We start from the raw sequence: 20,932 nt of genomic DNA, 5'->3' as shown, positions 1-20,932 counted from the left end.
GGAGATAAGATATTTAGAGCAAACAAATAAAAATTTGGTAGGAGAAATACTTAATATAATTGACTTGAAAGGTTGGGGATAGTATGAGTATAAAAGGATTTAGAGAAAATTTTATGTGGGGTGGAGCAATCGCTGCTAACCAAGTAGAAGGTTCGTACGACAAGGATGGGAAAGGACCAAATATTAGTGACGTTGTAAAAGTCGTTCGTCCAGAGGATCGTAAAAAAATGAAGCTGCCATTTCCTACTACTGAGGAAGTAAAAGAGGCATTAGCGAATAAAAATGATAAAGATTATCCGAAAAGATACGGCATTGATTTTTATAATCGCTATAAAGAAGATATAGCTCTATTTAAAGAAATGGGTTTTAAGACACTACGTGTATCTATTTCTTGGGGAAGAATTTTTCCAAACGGAGACGATTTGGAACCGAATGAAGCAGGCCTCAAATTTTATGATGATTTATTTAATGAATTGCATAAACAAGGAATTGAACCAGTTGTCACGTTGTCCCACTATGAAACACCAGTTCATTTAGCCTTGGAGTACGGAGGATGGACAAACCGAAAACTAGTTGATTTCTTTGAACGCTATGCGCAAACGGTGTTTACTCGTTTTAAAGATAAAGTGAAATACTGGATTACCTTTAATGAAATTAATGCCATTATGATGAGTCCATATATTGGTGGGGCATTTTTACGTGATCAAGTAAAGGATGAGGATATTTTACAAGCTAAGTTTCAGTCAGCTCATCATCAGTTTGTTGCGAGTGCAAAAGCTGTTAAAGCTTTACATGAAACTATTCCGGATGGTCAAATTGGTTGTATGGTGATTGGGATGCTTAACTATGCAAACACAACACACCCAGAAGATGTTCTAGAAGCACTTAATGATCAACGGAATACGTTCTTCTTCACCGATGTAATGGCAAGAGGACACTATCCTGCTTACATGACTCGCTTTTTTGATGATAATGGAATTGTTATCGAGAAGGATGAGTCGGATGAGAAAGTTCTGCAGGAGAATCTTGTGGACTACGTGGCATTAAGTTACTACATGTCATCTGTCTCTGCTCGTCCAGAAACGGAAGGAGAACGAGTAGCCGGAAATATAATGAGTAGCTTGAAGAATCCTTACCTTGAAGCTTCTGACTGGGGTTGGCAGATCGATCCGAAAGGCTTACGTACATTATTAAATATGTTCACTGATCGTTACGAGAAACCTTTGTTTGTCGTTGAAAATGGATTGGGTGCATTTGACAAAGTGGAGGAAGATGGCAGTATTCATGACGAGTACCGAATGGCATATTTACGTGAGCATATTCGTGAAATGAGAGAAGCGGTTGCAGATGGTGTGGACCTAATGGGATACACGGCATGGGGACCGATTGATTTAATCAGTTTTTCTACATCTGAAATGTCCAAGCGTTATGGATTTATCTATGTTGATCAGGATGACTATGGCAATGGAACATTGGACAGAAGCCGCAAAGACAGTTTTTACTGGTATCAAAAAGTAATTGAAACGAACGGAAGAGATTTAGACTAAGAAAAACGGCATTGCCGTCTTTTATTGAAGTTATTATTTAAGTCAAGTAACTGCCCACCTTTTGCATTTTCAAAAGGTGGGCGTTTTATTGAGATTATATTTAAATGGCCAATATCGTTTAATTTGCTGCCGCAGTTTTAACGCCGCGAACATGATACGTATCGTGTGATGAATCGACGATATGATCAGGTTTCGGTTTCCCACGATTTTGACGGTGCATATTAATATGTGCTTCGCTTTTTTCCCACTGTTTCCATGAAGCTTCAGACTCCCATCGAATAAGAACAACCACTTTATCGTTTCCTTATAAATCCTTCTGATTGTTCAATGATGCCTTCCCCACTAAATCGATCGACTACTTTATCGGCAGTACCCTGTTTCACTTCAATCGTCTTTGTTTCAATAAACAATCCGAACACTCCATTCACAGATAAGATATCATCATCATATTTGATAATGGGAATCATTGTCAAATAGTATTTTCGGTGTTTGTTTTCCGAGTATTGTAGGACGAATTGAATCCTCCTAACAATCGTATTTAGCCAAGCAAAACTTGAGGAAGCGACATATATTGATAAATAGATGTAATGAATGATCATAAGGAAGTTGAATATACATGGTTACCTGAGGATGGGAGGCGTTAAGAATGTCCAAATATATTCAAGAAGCTATTAAGAAAAAAAGAGAGTTTTTAATAAAGAGGTTGGACCAATTAGGAATAAGTAGAGGAGCAATAGAAAAACTGACGTTAACGGAATTAGAAGAATTGTATGCCTCAAAAAAAGAAAGTCGTGTATAGATGAAGAGGGGGGCTATTTCAGCAGCAAAAACTGGAATAGTCTTTTTGTTTACAGTATTTGTGTTCAAAAACTGTTACGACGAAAGACAGAAGTCTATAAGTGACACTCACACCGATGGCATCGGATTGAATGTTACTATAAGGAAGCGGATAGTGACATTCAGAAGCGTTTGATGCCCTAAGTGTCTTTATAGAAGATTATAACGACACTCAGCCTGCCGGGGCTCGTGTAAATGGCACCAGATTCACTCTAGCTCCATTAGCCTTTTTTAATACATTCATGCAATTCAATAAAATTCGCATCACTTTTGTCGGATATAGTGACATACACACCTTTAACATGATAAAATTACCCTTAATGAATGTTAGTTAAAGAAGGAGTGTCTTGTGCATGAGTAATGAAAATGTGTTAGTTTTTGGACATCAAAATCCGGATACAGATACTATCTGCTCCGCTATTGTGTATGCAGATTTGAAATCCAAGCTTGGAATGGCTATAGAACCGGTTAGACTTGGTGAAGTAAATGGGGAAACGCAATATGCTTTGGATCATTTCAAGATAAAAGCACCTCGTTTCGTAGAGAGTGTTTCAAATGAAGTGAATCAAGTAATATTGGTTGATCATAACGAGCGTCAGCAAAGCGCAAAGGATTTGGATCAGGTTCAGGTTTTAGAAGTTATTGACCACCATCGTATTGCTAATTTTGAAACGGAAGCCCCGTTATATTATCGTGCAGAGCCCGTAGGTTGTACGGCAACGATATTAAACAAACTTTATAAAGAAAATAGTGTAAAAGTTACGAAAGAAATGGCTGGTCTCATGGTTTCGGCAATCATTTCCGATTCATTATTATTTAAGTCTCCAACATGCACAGACGAAGATGTTGAAGCGGCAAAAGAATTAGCTGTTATCGCAGAGATGAATGTAGAGGAATATGGGCTTGAAATGCTTAAGGCTGGCGCAGATATGAGTGAAAAGTCAGTAAAGCAATTACTAACGATTGATGCGAAGGAATTTACAATGGGATCTCATAAAGTGGAAGTTGCCCAAGTAAACGTTGTCGACACAGAAGATGTGTTAGGTCGTAAAGCAGAAGTCGAACAAGAGATGGCTAACACCATTGCAGAAAAAGGATTAGGTTTATTCGTTTTAGCAGTGACAGATATTTTAGAAAATGATTCTGTTATTCTTGCTGTTGGTGCTGAAAAACAAGCTGTTGAAAAGGCATTTGATGTTAAGCTAGATAATAATCAAGCTACATTGCCAGGTGTTGTATCACGTAAAAAACAAATTGTCCCACAGTTAACAAGTGCGTTGGCATAAAGTAAGCAGAATGTCTGACTTTTGGTAATTAGACAGTTTATAATAATTTTAAAAAGTGCCTTTGATCCATGCGATCTGAAGGCACTTTCTTTTTCTAACCTAAGTTTAGTAACTTCGACTAACATCAAGCTCTTCTCCATCATTGAAATCAATTTCTAGATCAAAACTTAATAAATCCTGTTCACTTACCGTTAAGTGGTTTAAAATCTCGGCAATAGCATCGTCTTCAGATGTGGGGGGAGTGATTTGTATTTCTTGAAGCATTATTTCAATTTCTTCAATGGCATCAGGGCCGGATATTTCTATCTTCTCACCATTTTCTTTTTCAATTTCTGCTTCCTTGTCCTCCTCATAATCATAATCGTAATCCCATTCATCCCCATCTTGAAATTCCAAACCTAAGTCAAAGTCATCCACACCATAATCAAATGAAGAACTTTCCTTTGATCCGTTTTGTGTATCCTGATCCTCGTTACTCGTCTGATTATTTTCAACGAGGTCTAATTCATTGTCGTTAAGATCGGCGCTTATATTCTCATTAAAATTGACATCCATACTCTCTTCATTTGGATCAAGTTCCTCATTACCGTTGCCACATGCAGTAAGAAGTAATACAAAAAACAGCATTATAAATAAAAGTCGCTCCATTATGATCTTCCTCTCAATATATCAATATTCTAATATCCCACTATTCGAAAAAAATAAACATAATAAGGGGGGGAGATAATCATTTATGTAAAAAACAAAAGGTCGGTAAAAAATGATTGTATTTATCTTTTATCGTAGTATTTAACTGTTGTTTTTATAAACTATATTTTGAGAAGAATTGAAGAGGCGAAAGCGTCCGCCTAAAGCGGATTAAAGTACCTCGAAGTACAGAAACAATCTATCGGAAAGGAGAACATGATAGTATAATTAAAATGGTGCACACAATTAATCTTATCGTTAAAAGGACGTGACAGGCGTGAATAAGGGATCATTTTTTCTAGTGCTACTTGGAGCAATGCTCTGGGGAACAACAGGTACAGCGCAATTTTTCGCACCAGAAAATGCTCATCCAATCGCAATTGGAACGATGCGGTTAGCTGTGGGAGGTTCTGTTTTATTCCTTTTGGTTATCTTTCAAAAAAGAGACAAAAGCATTCAATGGCCTGTTAAAGCTATTTTAATGGCGGCAGTAGCTATGGCAGCCTATCAACCATTATTTTTCTCAGCCGTATCCGTGACCGGCGTTGCTATAGGGACAGTCATAGCCATAGGGAGTGCACCAATACTTACTGGACTAATAGAATTACTCGTTTATAAACGAAGACCGGACAGACAATGGCGGCTGGCGACTGTTTTATCAATTATAGGGTGTATCCTTCTGTTTGCTACCGAGGGGAATATCCAGTTAGATCCTCTTGGATTTTTAATGGCAATTGGAGCGGGGGTGGCTTTCTCTTGCTATACGTTGATAAATAAACAAATTATCCTGAAACTGCCTTCAGAAATGGCAGTAGCGGTAGTATTTTCGTTATCCGCTTTGTTTCTCTCACCTTTATTATTCGTATTCGATGTAAGCTGGGTGCTGCAATTTAACGGTGCTATGGTGGTTCTTCACTTAGGTATCATAGCAACTGCACTTGCGTACCTTTTGTTCGTCAAAGGGCTGATGGGTGTCCGTGCTTCTGTTGCAGTGACGTTATCTCTGGCAGAACCTTTGACTGCCGCGATGCTTGGTGTGTTGGTCGTTGGGGAGGTTCTTACCCTAACGGCGATGATAGGCGTGTTTTTTATTTTTTTAGGCCTTACTATTTTATTTTACACACCGAAAAAAAGAAGTGTCCCTCTATCTTAATAAAAAACAAGATCCACTCCTTATTTTAAAGGGGGACCTTGTCTTTTATTAATAGATAAGAATTTATAAAATTGGCAGCTACCTTCACACCGCACGTATCAAGGGAAACCCACATCCTCTCGAGTAGCACCTACACGAAATTACGTAGGTGCTACTCGGGGCGGTGGAAGCTGACGCTGCATTTAATAAAAGACGGCTATGCCGTTTTTCTTATAATTCTCCGTATTTCTCGAATCTTTTCTCTAGGTAATCTTGCAATACAGTCATCAACGAACAAACACCCCAATAAATCAGTGCGACTAACATGTACATCGTTAAAAAGTCCATTTCCCTTCCACCAATGATTTTGGCCATGTTAAAAATTTCAGGCACGGTGATCATTGCGGCTAAAGAAGAAGCTTTTATTAAATCAAGTAACACGTTTGAAGTGGGGGGGATCGCAATCCGTGTAGCTTGGGGTAAAACAATACGACGCAGCATAAGCCAGTAGGAAAACCCAAGGGATCGAGCTGATTCCCATTGCCCTTTAGGTACAGCGGCAATAGCAGATCGATTAATTTCGGCCATATAAGCAGCACTATTTAAACTAAAACCGATAACTGCTGCGGTTACAGCATTGAATTGTAAACCGATAGACGGAAATGCGAAATACAGCATGAATAGAATGATAAGTATCGGAACCCCTCGCATGAAAGATATATAAGTGCGCGCGGGCCACCTCAGTAGGGGATTATACGACATTCGTGCAAGGGCCAGAAAAAGGCTTAACAAAAGCCCAAGCACCATACTTGTCAGAGAAATAAATAACGTATAACCTATTCCTTGCATGATATATGGGATTGACTCAATCGCTAATCGTATATCAAACATCATGGCTCTCCTTACTCTTCGACTGCGAAATCAATATCCGGTTCTTGGGATACATCCTGGCCAGCGAAGAATTGCTCGGATAACTCTGTGATTGTACCATCTTCAAGCATTTCTTGAATGACAGAGTTTATATTTTCCTGAAGCTCTGTATTTTCTTTTTTCATAATAATTGCTTGATTGTTAGGTCGGTAAAATAACTCAGGGTGAACGGTAACTGCAATTTCCGGTAAAGCTTCATCGGCCATTGTTTGCAAATAGTAATCGTTTAATATAACGTCCGTTCTGCCGTTTTCTACATCAAGTAAATAAGTGTCATTGGTGACATTGTCATAGGTGACTGCTTCGGCACCATAGCCTTCCGCAATTTGCGTATAGATAGTGGTTGCAGCACCACCCGCACGTTTACCTTCTAAATCTTCCATCGTTTCAATGCCGGAATAGTCATCTTCACGAACGATCATGCTGCCATATGAGAATTTATATGGATCGGAAAACAAAAAGTCTTCTTCGCGAGACTCACTCATATCAATGTCATTCACAGCGAAATCCACTTGATCATTATTAATAGAAGTTAGCATCCCGTCGAAACCCATCTCCGTAAACTCAATGTCTAAGTCAAGTCGGGCTGCAATTTCACGTGCAATCTCTACTTCGAATCCTGTTAACTCTTCGGTCTCATCAGAATGAAACGATGTAGGGAAGAGAGTCCCGGATGTAGCGACAGTTAATGTTCCTTCTTCTTGGATCTCATCCCATTGAGATACTTCTTCATCATTACTACCACAAGCAGTGAGTATGAGAGTCGTCGATAAAGCACCTAATAGTGATGCTTTTCGAATCATATTGGAAAAATGAAGCATAAAAAAAGAACCTCCTCAAAAATTATCTTTACTCCATTAAAAACATAGCATGTAAGTAGAGATGAAGGCAATCAGAAAGTTTTGGATTCAATAAGTAACCGTTTTCAAGGTGAAATGAACAGAAAAATACCCACGATAGTTATTTGTCGTGGGTACTAGCAGATACTTATTTAGCAGATTGAATGTTTTTTTGTGCTGCATTCACTTGCTCATCCGCATGATAGGAAGACCGAACGAGAGGACCAGATTCACAGTGTTTAAATCCTTTTGAGAATGCGATGTCCCGAAGCTCAGCGAACTCTTCCGGTGTCCAGTATTTTTTAATTTTTAAATGTTTTTTAGTAGGCTGCATGTATTGACCTAACGTTAATATATCTACATCAACTGCACGAAGATCATCCATTGTTTCGAGGATCTCTTCTTTCGTTTCTCCCAGACCTAACATCACACTCGATTTAGTAGGGATATCAGCATACATCTCTTTACAGCGACGAAGAACTTCCAAGGTTCGTTCATATGTTGCTATCGCTCTCACTTTCGGGGTTAGCCGACGAACAGTTTCTATATTGTGATTAAAAATGTTTGGACGTGCATCCATTAGAATGCGTAAGTTTTCCTCGCTTCCACCCATATCCGAAGGAAGAACCTCCACAGTTGTGAACGGACTTTTTCTGCGAATTGCCCGAACAGTTTCGGCAAAGATAGTGGCCCCTTTATCATTCAAATCATCACGGGCAACCGCAGTGATCACGACGTGTTTTAAATCCATAATACGAACAGAATCCGCAACTCTTTCCGGCTCCTGTTCGTCAAGCTCATTCGGTAACCCTGATTTAACAGCACAGAATCGGCATGCTCTTGTACAAATATCTCCGAGAATCATAAATGTAGCTGTTTTCCGTTCTGCCCAGCATTCGTGAATGTTCGGACACTTTGCTTCTTCACAGACGGTATGTAGATTTTTTTCCCGCATTAGTTTCTTTAATCCTGTGTATGATTCATTTGTATTCAGTTTAATTTTCAACCAGTCTGGTTTACGAACGTGTTCTTCTCGTTTTGTTGCCATGAATAAACACTCCTCACTTTACTCGTTTAAAGTTTGTAATTCCACCGATCCTGTTCATACTTTTCTGAGGCTAATTTTAATACTTCCTGTTCTTGCTCTTTATTTAGTTGAAAAGATTCCAAATGAATGTCTAGACCTTTTTCAAACCCTGTTTTAAAAGCCTCTTTTACATCAGCCAATGAGACTGGCACCTCAAGTAGTTCATTGATTGCCACTGCTTTTTTTGAAAAACTTTGTTGCATCCTTCGTCGTACTTTTTCAGATGGGTAATTAAATAAATCAAATAATTTCTCTTCATCGATCGATAAAATAATCGAGCCATGCTGAAGGATAACCCCTTTTGATCTTGTTTGAGCACTGCCGGCAACTTTGCGGCCTTCGACAACGAGCTCATACCAAGAAGGCGCATCGAAACAAACAGAAGATCTCGGTTGCTTCAGTGCCATTTTTTCCTCATCGGTCTTAGGGATTGAAAACTCTGCTTGGAGGTCTAAAAGTCGAAAGCCTTGTAAGAGGCCTTCAGAAATAATCCGATATGCTTCGGTGACTGATTCTGGCATTCGGGGATGATCCTCCGACACAATCACACTGTAAGTAAGTTCATCATCATGTAAAACAGACCTTCCACCAGTCGATCTTCTTACGAATCCAAGGGAATGCCGTTTTACTTCCTCCATGTTAATTTCTTTTTCAACGCGTTGAAAGTATCCTAACGATAAAGTGGCGGGTTGCCAACCATAAAAGCGAATTACCGGGGGAATAATTCCTTCCTGATGCCAATTCATTAATTTTTCATCTAAGGCCATGTTATAAGAAGGAGACTTGTTACCTGAATCGATACAATACCATGTTTCCATATTTCCCCTCCCTCTACTATCTAATCATACCTAAAAATGGCCTCAACTTCAAAGTAAGAATTATAGAAAGATTTAAAAAGTGGGGCGGAAAACTCGGAAATAGAGATTTTTAATAATTTATTTATTGCCTTCTCTCATGAAATGATTGTACATCTTGTATTTTTTGAGATAATGTAGAATATATACGAAAGAAGTAGAGATAAAGAAAAAGGAGTCCTAGTAAGGATGAGTCGTAAAAAAACAATCGATCAGGCAATGCTGTTTAAGGAAACGGAAAAACTTATCATGGAATCAGGGTATAGTGGCTTTCACTTTAAAGCATTATCTGCCCGCTTAGGAGTGGCAAGAAGTACTATCTACAATTATTATACGAAAAAAGAAGAGCTAGTTACTGATTATATGGTGCACTTATTAGAAAAAGCGGTCGCTCAAATGGATAATGTCGATAAAAAAGAAGAACCAGTTAAAGAATTAATCAGATTGTGGTCTAAGTATGCAAATATGCATCAAATGCTGCAAATAATGCCTTACATTGATAAAAAGGCCTCACCTATGGTAGAAGAAAATACGAAAAAGATGTTTGATCTATTTATAAAGATGAAAACTAAAATAGAGGAAACGTTAAAGGACGGTCAAATGAAAGGTATCATCCGCGAGGATATTCATATGAAAACCATTGTAGGCTTAGTCATGTCAACGGTTCAAATTCCTGTTCATCATGATACACTTGACGAATGGGTAAATGAAGTCTATCAACTACTCATGTCCGGATTAAAAAAATAATGAAAAAAGAGCTAAGATGCGAGCCTTTTTGAAAAGAAAGGTATATAATGAACGGAGCATATACGGAACTATTAAAACATTGCGCTACTCGTCGTGAACAGATTGGCATCTCTTTTTTTAAACGAAAGTGACACAACTGTCATTTTAAAAAGAAATAGGGGGAAGTATAGGTGTTCAATACAATCATAAAAAGGCCAAAAATCACAATGATGTTTGTACTGCTACTCATTGCGATTGGGGCATTAACGTTATTTCAACTTCCACAAAAGGAAATACCAACGATCTCTTTAAATATAGGAACTGTTTCCACGGTTTATCCCGGTGGGACACCTGAGGAAGTCGAGCAACAAGTAACGATCCCTATCGAAAATGAACTAGAAAATATTGATGGGATTGATGAAATTAATTCTGTATCTACTTCGGGATTCTCGAATATTGTTCTCCGGCTTCAAGATGGAGTCAATGGGACTGAAGTGTTTATGGAAATTCAACAGGCAATAAATGGTGCGGAAAGTAAGCTACCTGACCAGGTAAGTACGCCTAATCTTTCTCAATCTGGTGGACTTGGTTCGTTATCAAGCTACCATGTGAAAAGTAATGATAGAGAAGAATTATATGAATTAAAAGATATTATTCACGGTTGGCAAAGAGAGATTGAAACAATACCAGGGGTAGAAAACACCATTGTGAAAGGATTTCCTGATCAAAACTATCAAATTAATATAAACTCAGAGGAACTATTTGAAAATGGTCTTGAGATTCCAGATGTCATTGAAGCTGTGGAAGAAGAACTTAATACTCAACCGCTTGGCCTACAGGAGACGAGTGGGAAAAACGTCCAATTAGCATTGGCCGTACTAGAAAGTGAAGAAGAGATAGGTGGAATCTTTATTGGACGTAACCTGGATGACAATTCCGTTTATTTAGAGGATATTGCTTCTGTAGGAATAAAAAATGAAACACCAGAAGATTTAATCACATACGAGGATAAATCTGCGATATCATTTACGGTTACAACCGGAAGCAATGTACACATCCCAAACTTACATGACGATGTTAACGATAGAATGGAAGCTCTATCAGCGGAACTCCCTGAAGAAGTTGAATTCGAGCTATTTTATACTCAGAAAACGATAGTGGATGAGATATTCAGTAACTTGTCGATTTCATTTTTACTAGCGGTAGTTTCCGTCATTGTCGTGTCTTTATTAGGTTTAAGCTTTTCATCCGCTTTGGTAGTTGCCTTGGCAATACCAACTTCCGTATTAATAGGACTCATTCCTTTACCTTTCTTTAATGTGAGTTTAAACCAAATTTCTATTATCGGTTTGATCATTGCACTCGGTATATTAGTGGATGACGCGATCGTAGTTGGCGACAACATACGCAATAAATACCGGGAAGGATTGGGACCTTTAGAAGGTGCGTTGCAAGGAAGTAAAGAAGTTCGTATCTCGATTATTACCTCAACATTAGCTATTGTTTTTACCTTTTTGCCACTTGTATTTATTTCAGGAGCAAATGGAGACTTTATACGGGCACTTCCAACTGTTTTAATCATGACTATTTTAGCTTCAACGATAGTCGCTTTAACGTTTGTGCCTATTTTTCTTGTGTGGAGAGAGAAAAAACAACGACGTAAAAAAGGAAAGTCACACCGTGTCCCTAAAGAAGGACTATTAGGAAATCAATTGGACCGGTTGGCGAATTGGTATAGTGATTCTGTCTTAAAGCGGGTCGTCCGTCACCCTTGGAAAGTAGCTATCATTGGCTTTATTATCACGACATGCTTTTATGCATTGATTCCTTTAATTCCTGTAGAGTTTTTCCCGAGCACGGATAGAGCAGAGGTGACGGTTGAAGTTCGATTACCAGCAGGAACAACAATAGAGGAAACCGAAAGTACTTTACTGGAAATGAAAGATTTTATTTTAGCAGATGATGAATTTATTAATGAAACGGTCGTATACGCGGGCAGAGGTTTACCGCCATTGTTTGGTGATGGCATCACGAACGGAGGAAATGAGACAGGGAACCTGCTGCTGCGGGTGGACAAAGAAAAGCAATCAGCAGTAGAAACAATCTCGAGGTGGACAGAGCCATTGCAAGAGAAGTTTTCAGATGCTGAAATAGAATTAACGACGATCGAGTCGGGCCCTCCGGTAGGAGCGCCGATTGCGATCACATTGCAAGGCCCGGAAGTAGATACGTTGATTGAGATGAGTAACCAACTGCAGACGGAGATTCGGAATTTAGAGGAAAGTGGTACTGTTTTAGATGATATGGGACCACTGCGACCGACCATTGTTTATGAACCGGTTCGAGCAGAAATAGAAGAACAAGGGGTTACTTTAGCACAAATAAGTGAGCAAATCGGGATCCGGACAGAAGGAATTCCGTTGATGACATTCCGTACAGGAGAAGAAGTGATTGATCTTCAACTGACGTTAGATAGACTTGAAGAAAATGATGAATTGGATTTGTCTGAGATCGTTATTCCAAGTCAGGGAAATGAGGGGGGAGGGCCTCCAGAATTCATTGAATTAGAGACGTTATTAGATGCAACAGAAGTGGAGGAGATTCCACAGATCATTCGTGATGAAGGAGTTCGTACGATTACTGTAAGAGTCTTTCCGGCGGATGACAATGATGATGTACTAGAGTCCGAGATAGAAACAATTACAGAAGATTTGCAAGCATCAGTTGGATCTGATTACGCCGTAAGCTTAGGCGGCGAAACAGAAGCGCGCACGGACTTCATTCTTGAATTGGCAACGCTGTTTATTGTTGTGATGTTTTTAATTTATATTGTTATGGCGATTCAATTTTATTCCTTAAGCATTCCACTGTTAGTGATTAGTACGATTTATATCGCTGGAGCAGGGGTGATGATTGGATTATTTCTGACACAAACAGGCTTGGGATTCATGGCTTTAATGGGAATTGTGTCTCTTTCCGGTATTGTGGTAAGAAATTCGATTGTTCTTCTCGAATTTATCAAGCAACGTCGAGATGAGGGAAAGAGTATTGAGGAAGCAGTTATTGAAGCTGGGAGAGTTCGTTTACGACCAATTTTATTAACGGCGTTTACTGCAATTGGTGCTTTAACACCGGTAGCGTTTAGTGGAGATGCTTTATTTACTCCCCTGGCTATTTCAATCATATCGGGGTTGTTATTTTCTGCAGTGCTCACTGTTATTCTTGTCCCAGCAGTTTATACAGCTTTTGCAACAAAGTTTGGAAAGTAAGAAGAAAAACGAGGATAGATTTTGCATATAGGGTACTGAAAAAGTGAATTAAACTTTTTCAGTGCTTTTTTTGCAAGATAATAAGAAGGCAACTGCCTCCAGTCGTACGTAGGAAGGATGATCACCACCTCCTTTCGAGTAGCACCTACACGCATTACGTAGGTGCTACTCGAAAGGCATAACGTTGCATTTAAGAAAAGACGGCTATGCTGTTTTTCTTAAATAATTGATGCGCTTTTTGAAACCAAAGACTATAATGGAATCAATTCAATTCGGTAGAAGCGGGGTGATTCGGATGGGGAAAGTAAAAATTCTTATCGTAGAGGATGAAGAGAAAATAGCCAGAGTGGTCAAGCTGGAACTGGAGTATGAAGGCTACGAGACAACGGTGGTTAATGACGGGCTTGAGGCTTGGCAGTTATTACTGGCGACACCTGGTGCTTGGGATCTTGTCTTATTAGATATCATGTTGCCCGGACTTAGTGGAATCGAAATATTGCGGAGACTTCGAAAAGAAGAAATTGCTATTCCTGTAATCATGTTGACCGCAAGAGATGCTATCGTAGATAAAGTTACCGGCTTAGATCAAGGAGCCGATGATTACGTAACGAAACCATTTGAAATCGAAGAATTGCTGGCTAGAATACGCGTGTTAATTCGTCGGAATAATAAGGTATCCTCAACTCGAAGTGATCAGTCGATAGAGGAGAATCTTTTACAATTCTCGGATTTAAAAGTTAACCTTGGAACCAGAGAAATAACTAGGTCGGATAAACATATTGAACTCACACCGAGAGAGTTCGACTTACTAGTATATTTAATGAAAAATAACCATCAAGTTCTCTCAAGAGACCAAATACTTGAGCAAGTGTGGGGATTTGATTACTTTGGAGATACGAATGTAGTAGACGTATATATTCGTTATTTAAGAAATAAAATGGATCGAGGGTTTAGGACGGAAATTATTCAGACTGTTCGTGGAGTTGGTTATGTGATGAAGGAGAAAGAATCATGAAAATTTCACAACGCATTACACTGATTTCTACTGTAATGCTTTTTATTATATTGGTTTTAGTGAATACGAGCATTTACTTTTTATTCGGATACTATACCATGAATGCGGAACTCGCTCGTACCCAAAATCAGGCTAGATCCTTAGTGGAAGCATTGGAACCGAGTACAGATAATTGGCAACCAAGAGAATACTTAAGAGCATCTGTATCAGGAGAAGGGATGATACGGGTGATTGATGAATCATCGAGTATCATCGTTTCCGTAACTGCAAGAAATCAATTATTAAATCAATTGGATGGACAATATACTGCAGAAGAAATGGCAGTAAAGCTGGAAACAAATATGGGGTCTTTTGCGGTGGCAAGAGTTCCAATGATTTGGTCAGACGGGGATGTAGTTAGTCTTGAAATGTACGAGCCCCTTACATTATACGAAGAGACACTGGGGATTTTGCGCGTTATTTTAATCATTGCTTCACTCTTTATTATCGTCCCTAGTTTTTTTGCCGGCCGATCGTTAAGTAACTTTATATTAATTCCAATACAGGCACTGGTAAAAACAATGAATCAAATTCGGGAAGAAGGTACGTTTAAAAAGATCAATATTAACGAAAAAGCAAAAGATGAACTCACTGAGATGGGACGTACGTTTAATCACATGATTGATTTGTTAAAGGAAAACTATGAGAAACAACAACAATTTGTCTCTGACGCATCTCATGAGTTAAAAACCCCTCTTACTGTAATTGACAGTTACGCACAGCTTTTGAAAAGGTGGGGGAAAGACAAGCCAGAGGTATTAGATGAAGCGGTGGGTGCGATTTCGTCCGAATCAAAGAGAATCAAAGAAATGACAAATCAAATGCTTGTTCTGGCCTCAAGTGATGAATCAGTTGCTATGGAATTGCAGCAAGTGAATTTGGCGAAAATTATGTTTGAAACAGCTAGACAAATGGAGACCACGTATCACAGGACGATTACTGTTCAAACAGACGGTCGTTCTCAGTTTTTGATTTTTGGGAACGAGATGCAACTAAAACAACTCGCGTTTATATTGCTTGAAAATGGGTTGAAATATAGTGAAGATAAACTTGAAGTTATGATCTGTAAGCGCACAGAGAACTTAGAGTTAACTGTAAAAGACTTCGGAATAGGAATTGCAGAAGCGGATATCCCTCATGTATTTGACAGGTTTTATCGGGTAAATAAAGATCGTAATAGAAAAACTGGCGGCAGTGGACTAGGTCTTGCGATCGCGAAGAAAATTGTAACTAGTCATCAAGGCACGATCTACGTTGAAAGTGAAGAAGGAAAAGGGTCAACTTTCAGAATCGTATTTCCGGTTCTAACCGAGGAGGAGGTAAATGATGAGAAATAAAAACCTATTTTTCGTCCTCTTTGGGATTCTTCTTTTGATGGCTATCGGATACGTCACATACTCGGCCTTGGCATCAGAGGATATGATGGCAGAAGTCAATATTAAAACAATGTTAGAGGAACGTTACAATGGGAGTGTCTTGTCATTAAATATGAATGAGGAAAGTACAGGTTTATCTTATGCTGCTGAATTGCACTCTGCACAAGGAACGTATTTGATTGAAGTAGATGCACATAAAGGAGAGGTTCTATCCTTAGAGAAAATTTCAGCAGAGACAGAGTTCCAAGAAGAACAGGTGGATGTCGAATTATCCAAAGAAGAAATCACTGATATTGTAGAGGCTAGGCTTTCTGATGAAGCGGAGATTCTCGATATCCAATTGAATGAAGGTGGAAGTGGTTCCATGTTCTATAGTGTGGCGGTAAACCATTCTGGAAACAGAGGAACGTTTGAAATAGATGCAACTTCAAAGGAAGTTCTCACTTATACCGAAGATCAAGTGGAGCAATTAACTCAGCAACAGGCTAGTGAAATTGCCTTAAATGAGCACTCCGGCGTCATTGATGATATTACTTTAGAACAACAAGACGGGCGACTTGTTTATGAAATAGAAGTCGAAAGTGATGAAACAGGAGTAGATGCAGATATCATCATTGATGCATATTCAGGAGAAGTAATATCTGTAGTGTTGGATAATTGAATAAGGTGATAAACAGAGATTCGTAATTCTTCCAAACCACCAACCGCGATAATAAAGCATCTAAAATAAAAATAAAAGACTCTCTGCAGTTCCATATCACTCTCATCGAATTCTCATTTTTCTCTAAGGTTCTTATCATAATCCTTCTCTACAATAAAGATATAACCTTAAGAGGAGGAATAAATGATGAAGAAACTTACGATTATTTTAACGACGATCTTTGCTTTAGGCGGTACAACAGCATTGGGAATGGCAACCACGAATTCAAATGTTGAGCAGGCGGAGCTTCAATCGAATACAGCGGTGGTGGATACAGTAGGCGCGGAGGAAGATAAAATCACTGAAGAAGAAGCGGTGAAGATCGCGCAAAATACGATCGATGGAAAACTTGATGAGGTAGAATTAGACACAGATGATGGTGTTCAAGTATATGAAGTAGAAATCGATTTTGAAGGTGACGATTATGATATCAAAGTCGATGCCTATACAGGTGAGATACGAGAGACGGACGATGATTTATTAAACACACCAGTAGCTGATGAAGTAAGTATTTCCTTGGAAGAAGCGAAAAAAATTGTGAGTGAATTAGCTCCAGGCGGAATAATAGATGATGTTGATCTGGAAATGAAAAACTCGCGTTACGTATATGAAATAGAAGTGGAAATAAATGATGAAGACGGTGATGTGCAAATTGATGCGGAAACCGGTGAAATTTTGAAATTAGAAGATGATCTAGAGAAGTTGTTGGAGGGGAATTCATCCTCAAATGAGCAAATAAACTCTAGTGAATCAAAGGGCAATGCTTCTAAAGAGAATAAGGGTGAGCAAATTTCCAGTGAGGAAGCAAAGGAAATTGCATTAGCTCATGTTGGGAATGGCAAAGTGGATGACATTGAGCTAGACAATGAAGATGGTTTGCTGCTTTTTGAAGTGGAAGTTGAGCATAATGATGATGATGTCGAGGTCTATATTGATGCGTATACGGGAGAAGTTGTTTACGTGGATTAGTAGTTGTGATGGAAATCCGAGCTTAATGATAGGGCAGGGGGTTGAAGTCAAAGTTCTCGACTACTATTTAAAGCTTTTTTTTAAGAAAACAAAGTTTCTGACAAGCTAAAATTAAATAATAGGAGCACACAAATAGACATTGTGTGCTCCTTATTGTTATTTATCATAACGTAGCTTCCATTTGTTTCTGTAGTAAAGAATTAAATACACTCTTTTTTTCCTGTGCTAGCTGCTCGAATTCGCCGTTTTGAATCACGAACCCATCGTCTAAAACAATGACTTGGTCTGCATTGCGAATTGTCGACAGCCTGTGCGCAATTACGATGATCGTCATTTTGCCTTTTAAACGATCGAGTGCTTCTTTTATCCGTGCTTCATTTTCTGTATCGAGGGCACTTGTTGCTTCGTCTAAAACGAGAATAGAAGGTTTTCGTAAGATAGCACGGGCTAAAACAACGCGTTGTCGCTCTCCACCTGACAGTTTTATACCGCGGTCTCCGATAAGGGTATCAAGGCCTTCCGGCAGCTTGCTAACAAAGTCAGCTGCTGATGAAAATTCAAGTGCTTCCCACATTTCATCTTCTGTAGCATCTGTTTTCACAAGCTGCAAGTTCTCACGGATACTTTCGTTAAAAAGAAACGGATCTTGTGGGACGTAACTAATGGCCCTGCGTAAAGAGATAAGGTTGTCTTTTGAAAGCGGCACCCCATCTATCAGTAACTCTCCTTTTTCAGGTTTATTCAACCCCATTACGATATCGATCAATGTGCTTTTTCCTGCCCCGGAGCGGCCGACAACTGCAGTCATCTGATTGGCTGGAATGGTGACGTTGATGTTTTTTAGTGCATATTCCGATTCATTATAACGGAAAAAAATATTTTTGCACACAATGCTTTTATCCACTTGAAGCGGAGTAATCTCATGGTCAGCATTTTCAAATTCTACTGCAGATTTACATTCTTCCTGCATGGCAATTACTTCTTTAAATGCCGGAAGCATGGAGGCAATTTGCTCCAAAGATGATTGAATTCCGGCTACCCGGGGCCAAAGTCGGGAAAAGATAACCGTAATTAATAAAAGTTGCGCTCCTTGAGCTTGAAACAAATTTACGGATATAAAAATAAATGTGGCGATAAGTAAAGCGGAAGCAACCTTGTAAATCAATTGAGACTTTGTTTTCAACTTTGTATATTCTACCTGCTCATGCTCCATACGTTTTGTTATGGAGCGGTACCAGTTCATTCGAGAATCCTCTAAAGTGTTACTTTTTATGTCTTTGATTCCATTTATTTGGTCTGTGATCCCACCGAGATAATTTCTGCCTAACTCGTAATTTCTTTGCCCGAGAGCAAGGGATCTTTTAAGGAATGTTCGATTAAAAAAAATCAATATTAATCCGCATGATAAAACAAAAGCAGTGATCGAGGGAGTAAGCCAAAAGGCAATTCCTATTTGAATGATAGTGAAAATAAGAGAGGCAAAAAACTGTAAAAAAGCATGGGTTCCTACACTTGCGCGGGCTAGTTCGGCTGTTAATATATTGATAAGATCAGTCTTTCTGTTTTTAACGAAGAAACGCCAGTTGGCATGGAGTAGAGAGTCATACGTTTTCACACGCATATCTCGAAAAAAACCGTGTTGTATTTTTGCTTCACGAATCGTAATGTTTCTTTGAAGGACATTTTGCGCAATACTAATGACTACAAAAATAGCTAAAATTATTGGCAAACCTGTCGTTACAGGAATCCCTTGTAAGAACTCAAAAATGCCAGCGACAGGAGTATTTCCTGCGTCGATGTCTACGATGCCAGTCACGCTGATCATTGGTATTAACAGGAGGGTGCCAACCCCATCAAGTAAACTAATTAAAATCATTGCCAAGAGATTGAAATAGAGAATATTACCGGCATAGGCATGTATTTGTTTTACAAAATAGAAAACAGGTTTTAACATTTCACTTTCCTCCTAGGATATTGCATGTTTCCTCGTTTTCCTCCACCCCCAAAGAAATGGCCGTAACGGAAAGTAAAGAAAATGAAGTTTTTTTGGCAACGGTAGCGTTTGTGCATCTTCCGGGTAGGGATATAAAAAGCTTAAAATAAATAGAAGCTTTTGGGATAATGACATTAACGAAAATAAATGACGGCTATGATAACGTGCTGTCCTTTCTGGAACAGGAGTTGTATGAAGATTCACCATGTTTTCTAAATAAAAGACAGCATCCTGCGCTAATCTTATTGGCTGCTTCCCTTTTAATAATGGACTTAGAGTTTCATGGACGTGTGAATTCATAAGGTAGGTTGCTAAGACAATCGATTGTCCACCAACAGAAAGACTTTTCCCTTTTTTGAAAAGTTTACAGACGATTTCCCAATTTACATCTAGTTTTAATAGTTGATGAATATCTACTAACCACCGCAATCTTGACCAACCGTGACGGCTTCCGTGGGATACGAGAAATACAAATAAGTCTTCTTTCACCAGATAATATACAGGGGAACTTGTGATAGAGGTGATACTTTTTCTGTCCCATAAGTCGTTAAAACTAGGTTCTATCCCTGGTCCAGGATGTAACCGCCAGTGAACTTCCAACTTTAACCCGTTTTCAGGATGGATATAAGTGACGCGGTGGTGTCTCCATCGCCAGTCATTAAGAACGGTTTGAATATAGTCATCCTTAACATAGCCAAGTTCACTCAGAAGATTTCCGACAGTTTCAAGCGCTTCAATAGGAATGAGAAAATCTAAGTCACTGGAAGTTCTTAGTGACAGATCTCCATACAATTCATAAGCCAAATGAGGACCTTTCAGGAAAAGAACACGTATTTGATTCTCGTCTAACAATTGACTGACAGTCTCCATTTCTCGTGTTAAATGGAGCATTTGGAACGTATTTCTTTGATAATAGTGATATAAAGTTTTCGTAACGTTTGCTGGTATGACATCATTACACTGCTTTGCTTTACTGTAAAGGATAGGGTATAGACGGTGATGCAGGGATAGGTCAATAAACAACTCCCAATTAATATCTTTAAAAATTTCATGATCAATTTGATGGGATTCGTCTTGTTGATCTTTTATTAGTTCAAGAATAAGTGATAACTCCTTTGGTACCTGTTCTAAATTAAGAACAATTTGATTATCCATAGTTTTCTCCTTCAGAATGTTTCAAAGAGATTTTTTTTGCAAATATACTAACAACCGTAAATTTTTCCATACCTTCCGAGCCAGAAATATAATAAGGTCCGCTGCGTAACCAAGCATGTGCTGCGAAAGCTCCACTTTCATCTTTTCCGGTACCAAGGTATAACGTACTTTCAATTTCACGTTTTTCTAACATTTTCATCGCCGCAATAGCTTTTACAAGACATTGACTTTCCCAAATTGTGTACCGGCTCATCAAATGAATTGCCTGAGATACTCTGGAAAGTGTTTCCTTGGTGTTATTATTGGAGGAATACGTCGTTTCCTGCATATGCTCTCCTAAGGAAGGCGCAATTTTGGAAAAAGGCATTTTTTTAAGAATGCGGGCCCAGCCTAAATAAATAAAAGCTTCTATTAGTAATCGTTTCATTTCGGAGTCGAAACTCAAGAATAACTTGATTTTTTTAAGCATCCCAGCTGTCCTTTCATCGAAT

18 protein-coding genes and 1 pseudogene are annotated in these 20,932 nt (G+C 38.8%); 10 read left to right on the top strand and 9 right to left on the bottom strand.

All coding sequences use genetic code 11. The annotated features are described in order from the left end of the window. Positions 1-83: 83 nt before the first annotated feature. Positions 84-1,547, top strand: a complete 1,464-nt coding sequence (locus tag ACHABW_RS07855; protein ID WP_435754807.1) for a glycoside hydrolase family 1 protein — start codon at positions 84-86, stop codon at positions 1,545-1,547. Positions 1,548-1,665: 118 nt separating this feature from the next. Here the strand turns inward: ACHABW_RS07855 and ACHABW_RS07850 are convergent. Beyond that, positions 1,666-1,957 (bottom strand): annotated as a pseudogene (locus ACHABW_RS07850) (antibiotic biosynthesis monooxygenase family protein). 236 nt (positions 1,958-2,193) lie between these two features. Between ACHABW_RS07850 and ACHABW_RS07845 the strand changes: the two are divergent. Together ACHABW_RS07845 and ACHABW_RS07840 are read left to right on the top strand one after the other, a co-directional pair. Continuing rightward, positions 2,194-2,346, top strand: a complete 153-nt coding sequence (locus tag ACHABW_RS07845) for a hypothetical protein (protein WP_435754806.1) — start codon at positions 2,194-2,196, stop codon at positions 2,344-2,346. Positions 2,347-2,737: 391 nt separating this feature from the next. Further along, the gene (locus ACHABW_RS07840) at positions 2,738-3,670 is read left to right on the top strand and encodes a manganese-dependent inorganic pyrophosphatase (RefSeq protein ID WP_435754805.1); all 933 of its coding nucleotides are present in this window, start codon (positions 2,738-2,740) and stop codon (positions 3,668-3,670) included. 105 nt (positions 3,671-3,775) lie between these two features. On the opposite strand, the gene ACHABW_RS07835 is transcribed toward ACHABW_RS07840, so the two are convergent. Continuing rightward, entirely contained in the window at positions 3,776-4,318 is a 543-nt protein-coding gene (locus ACHABW_RS07835; protein WP_435754804.1) for a YusW family protein, read from the bottom strand. A 316-nt stretch (positions 4,319-4,634) separates the two neighbouring features. Here ACHABW_RS07835 and ACHABW_RS07830 point away from each other — a divergent pair, with 316 nt between their 5' ends. Next, the gene (locus ACHABW_RS07830; RefSeq protein WP_435754803.1) at positions 4,635-5,510 is read left to right on the top strand and encodes an EamA family transporter; all 876 of its coding nucleotides are present in this window, start codon (positions 4,635-4,637) and stop codon (positions 5,508-5,510) included. Between the two features lie 210 nt (positions 5,511-5,720). Here the strand turns inward: ACHABW_RS07830 and ACHABW_RS07825 are convergent, their stop codons facing one another. The 4 genes from ACHABW_RS07825 to ACHABW_RS07810 form a co-directional block, all read right to left on the bottom strand. After that, positions 5,721-6,383, bottom strand: coding sequence for an amino acid ABC transporter permease (locus tag ACHABW_RS07825; protein WP_435754802.1), 663 nt, complete (start codon positions 6,381-6,383; stop codon positions 5,721-5,723). An 8-nt stretch (positions 6,384-6,391) separates the two neighbouring features. Then, entirely contained in the window at positions 6,392-7,240 is an 849-nt protein-coding gene (locus ACHABW_RS07820; RefSeq protein WP_435754801.1) for a transporter substrate-binding domain-containing protein, read from the bottom strand. A 166-nt stretch (positions 7,241-7,406) separates the two neighbouring features. Next, positions 7,407-8,306: a lipoyl synthase gene (lipA, locus tag ACHABW_RS07815; RefSeq protein WP_435754800.1), complete on the bottom strand. Its 900-nt coding sequence runs from the start codon at positions 8,304-8,306 to the stop codon at positions 7,407-7,409. A 26-nt stretch (positions 8,307-8,332) separates the two neighbouring features. After that, positions 8,333-9,163, bottom strand: coding sequence for a lipoate--protein ligase family protein (locus ACHABW_RS07810; protein ID WP_435754799.1), 831 nt, complete (start codon positions 9,161-9,163; stop codon positions 8,333-8,335). A gap of 225 nt (positions 9,164-9,388) precedes the next feature. On the opposite strand from ACHABW_RS07810, the gene ACHABW_RS07805 reads away from it, so the two are divergent. The 6 genes from ACHABW_RS07805 (at position 9,389) to ACHABW_RS07780 (ending at position 17,293) form a co-directional block, all read left to right on the top strand. Then, the gene (locus ACHABW_RS07805) at positions 9,389-9,946 is read left to right on the top strand and encodes a TetR/AcrR family transcriptional regulator (RefSeq protein ID WP_435754798.1); all 558 of its coding nucleotides are present in this window, start codon (positions 9,389-9,391) and stop codon (positions 9,944-9,946) included. Between the two features lie 170 nt (positions 9,947-10,116). Beyond that, positions 10,117-13,194 (top strand): efflux RND transporter permease subunit, encoded by a 3,078-nt coding sequence (locus tag ACHABW_RS07800; RefSeq protein WP_435754797.1) that lies wholly within the window; start codon positions 10,117-10,119, stop codon positions 13,192-13,194. A gap of 295 nt (positions 13,195-13,489) precedes the next feature. Continuing rightward, positions 13,490-14,209 carry a response regulator transcription factor gene (locus ACHABW_RS07795; protein ID WP_435754796.1) on the top strand — a complete coding sequence of 240 codons (720 nt, stop codon included), beginning with the start codon at positions 13,490-13,492 and terminating at the stop codon, positions 14,207-14,209. Then, positions 14,206-15,585 (top strand): HAMP domain-containing sensor histidine kinase, encoded by a 1,380-nt coding sequence (locus ACHABW_RS07790; RefSeq protein WP_435754795.1) that lies wholly within the window; start codon positions 14,206-14,208, stop codon positions 15,583-15,585. Before ACHABW_RS07795 ends, ACHABW_RS07790 begins: the two co-directional genes overlap by 4 nt. Further along, the gene (locus ACHABW_RS07785) at positions 15,572-16,285 is read left to right on the top strand and encodes a PepSY domain-containing protein (protein WP_435754794.1); all 714 of its coding nucleotides are present in this window, start codon (positions 15,572-15,574) and stop codon (positions 16,283-16,285) included. The genes ACHABW_RS07790 and ACHABW_RS07785 overlap by 14 nt, the downstream gene beginning before the upstream one ends. Positions 16,286-16,468: 183 nt before the next feature. Beyond that, entirely contained in the window at positions 16,469-17,293 is an 825-nt protein-coding gene (locus ACHABW_RS07780; RefSeq protein ID WP_435754793.1) for a PepSY domain-containing protein, read from the top strand. Positions 17,294-17,456: 163 nt separating this feature from the next. Here ACHABW_RS07780 and ACHABW_RS07775 read toward each other — a convergent pair whose 3' ends face one another. Genes ACHABW_RS07775 through ACHABW_RS07765 form a run of 3 tightly spaced genes read right to left on the bottom strand, consistent with a single transcriptional unit; the run spans position 17,457 to position 20,910 of the window. Next, positions 17,457-19,247, bottom strand: coding sequence for an ABC transporter ATP-binding protein (locus ACHABW_RS07775; RefSeq protein WP_435754792.1), 1,791 nt, complete (start codon positions 19,245-19,247; stop codon positions 17,457-17,459). A 12-nt stretch (positions 19,248-19,259) separates the two neighbouring features. Then, positions 19,260-20,441, bottom strand: a complete 1,182-nt coding sequence (locus ACHABW_RS07770) for a nucleotidyltransferase domain-containing protein (protein WP_435754791.1) — start codon at positions 20,439-20,441, stop codon at positions 19,260-19,262. Next, positions 20,434-20,910 (bottom strand): lasso peptide biosynthesis B2 protein, encoded by a 477-nt coding sequence (locus ACHABW_RS07765; RefSeq protein ID WP_435754790.1) that lies wholly within the window; start codon positions 20,908-20,910, stop codon positions 20,434-20,436. Before ACHABW_RS07765 ends, ACHABW_RS07770 begins: the two co-directional genes overlap by 8 nt. Between the last annotated feature and the right edge of the window lie 22 nt (positions 20,911-20,932).

This window comes from Salipaludibacillus sp. CF4.18 (assembly GCF_051262595.1).
Lineage (GTDB): Bacteria > Bacillota > Bacilli > Bacillales > Salisediminibacteriaceae > Salipaludibacillus > Salipaludibacillus neizhouensis.
The sequence above is the reverse complement of the archived record's forward strand: the minus strand, read 5'-3'. Positions and strand labels throughout refer to the sequence as shown.

What these genes read in the sequence shown, in the direction of transcription:
- ACHABW_RS07855 (WP_435754807.1), top strand. Translation starts at nt 84, where the DNA reads ATGAGTATAAAAGGATTTAGAGAAAATTTTATGTGGGGTGGAGCAATC.
- ACHABW_RS07845 (WP_435754806.1), top strand. Translation starts at nt 2,194, where the DNA reads ATGTCCAAATATATTCAAGAAGCTATTAAGAAAAAAAGAGAGTTTTTA.
- ACHABW_RS07840 (WP_435754805.1), top strand. Translation starts at nt 2,738, where the DNA reads ATGAGTAATGAAAATGTGTTAGTTTTTGGACATCAAAATCCGGATACA.
- ACHABW_RS07835 (WP_435754804.1), bottom strand. Translation starts at nt 4,318, where the DNA reads ATGGAGCGACTTTTATTTATAATGCTGTTTTTTGTATTACTTCTTACT.
- ACHABW_RS07825 (WP_435754802.1), bottom strand. Translation starts at nt 6,383, where the DNA reads ATGATGTTTGATATACGATTAGCGATTGAGTCAATCCCATATATCATG.
- ACHABW_RS07820 (WP_435754801.1), bottom strand. Translation starts at nt 7,240, where the DNA reads ATGCTTCATTTTTCCAATATGATTCGAAAAGCATCACTATTAGGTGCT.
- lipA (WP_435754800.1), bottom strand. Translation starts at nt 8,306, where the DNA reads ATGGCAACAAAACGAGAAGAACACGTTCGTAAACCAGACTGGTTGAAA.
- ACHABW_RS07810 (WP_435754799.1), bottom strand. Translation starts at nt 9,163, where the DNA reads ATGGAAACATGGTATTGTATCGATTCAGGTAACAAGTCTCCTTCTTAT.
- ACHABW_RS07805 (WP_435754798.1), top strand. Translation starts at nt 9,389, where the DNA reads ATGAGTCGTAAAAAAACAATCGATCAGGCAATGCTGTTTAAGGAAACG.
- ACHABW_RS07795 (WP_435754796.1), top strand. Translation starts at nt 13,490, where the DNA reads ATGGGGAAAGTAAAAATTCTTATCGTAGAGGATGAAGAGAAAATAGCC.
- ACHABW_RS07790 (WP_435754795.1), top strand. Translation starts at nt 14,206, where the DNA reads ATGAAAATTTCACAACGCATTACACTGATTTCTACTGTAATGCTTTTT.
- ACHABW_RS07785 (WP_435754794.1), top strand. Translation starts at nt 15,572, where the DNA reads ATGATGAGAAATAAAAACCTATTTTTCGTCCTCTTTGGGATTCTTCTT.
- ACHABW_RS07780 (WP_435754793.1), top strand. Translation starts at nt 16,469, where the DNA reads ATGATGAAGAAACTTACGATTATTTTAACGACGATCTTTGCTTTAGGC.
- ACHABW_RS07775 (WP_435754792.1), bottom strand. Translation starts at nt 19,247, where the DNA reads ATGTTAAAACCTGTTTTCTATTTTGTAAAACAAATACATGCCTATGCC.
- ACHABW_RS07770 (WP_435754791.1), bottom strand. Translation starts at nt 20,441, where the DNA reads ATGGATAATCAAATTGTTCTTAATTTAGAACAGGTACCAAAGGAGTTA.
- ACHABW_RS07765 (WP_435754790.1), bottom strand. Translation starts at nt 20,910, where the DNA reads ATGCTTAAAAAAATCAAGTTATTCTTGAGTTTCGACTCCGAAATGAAA.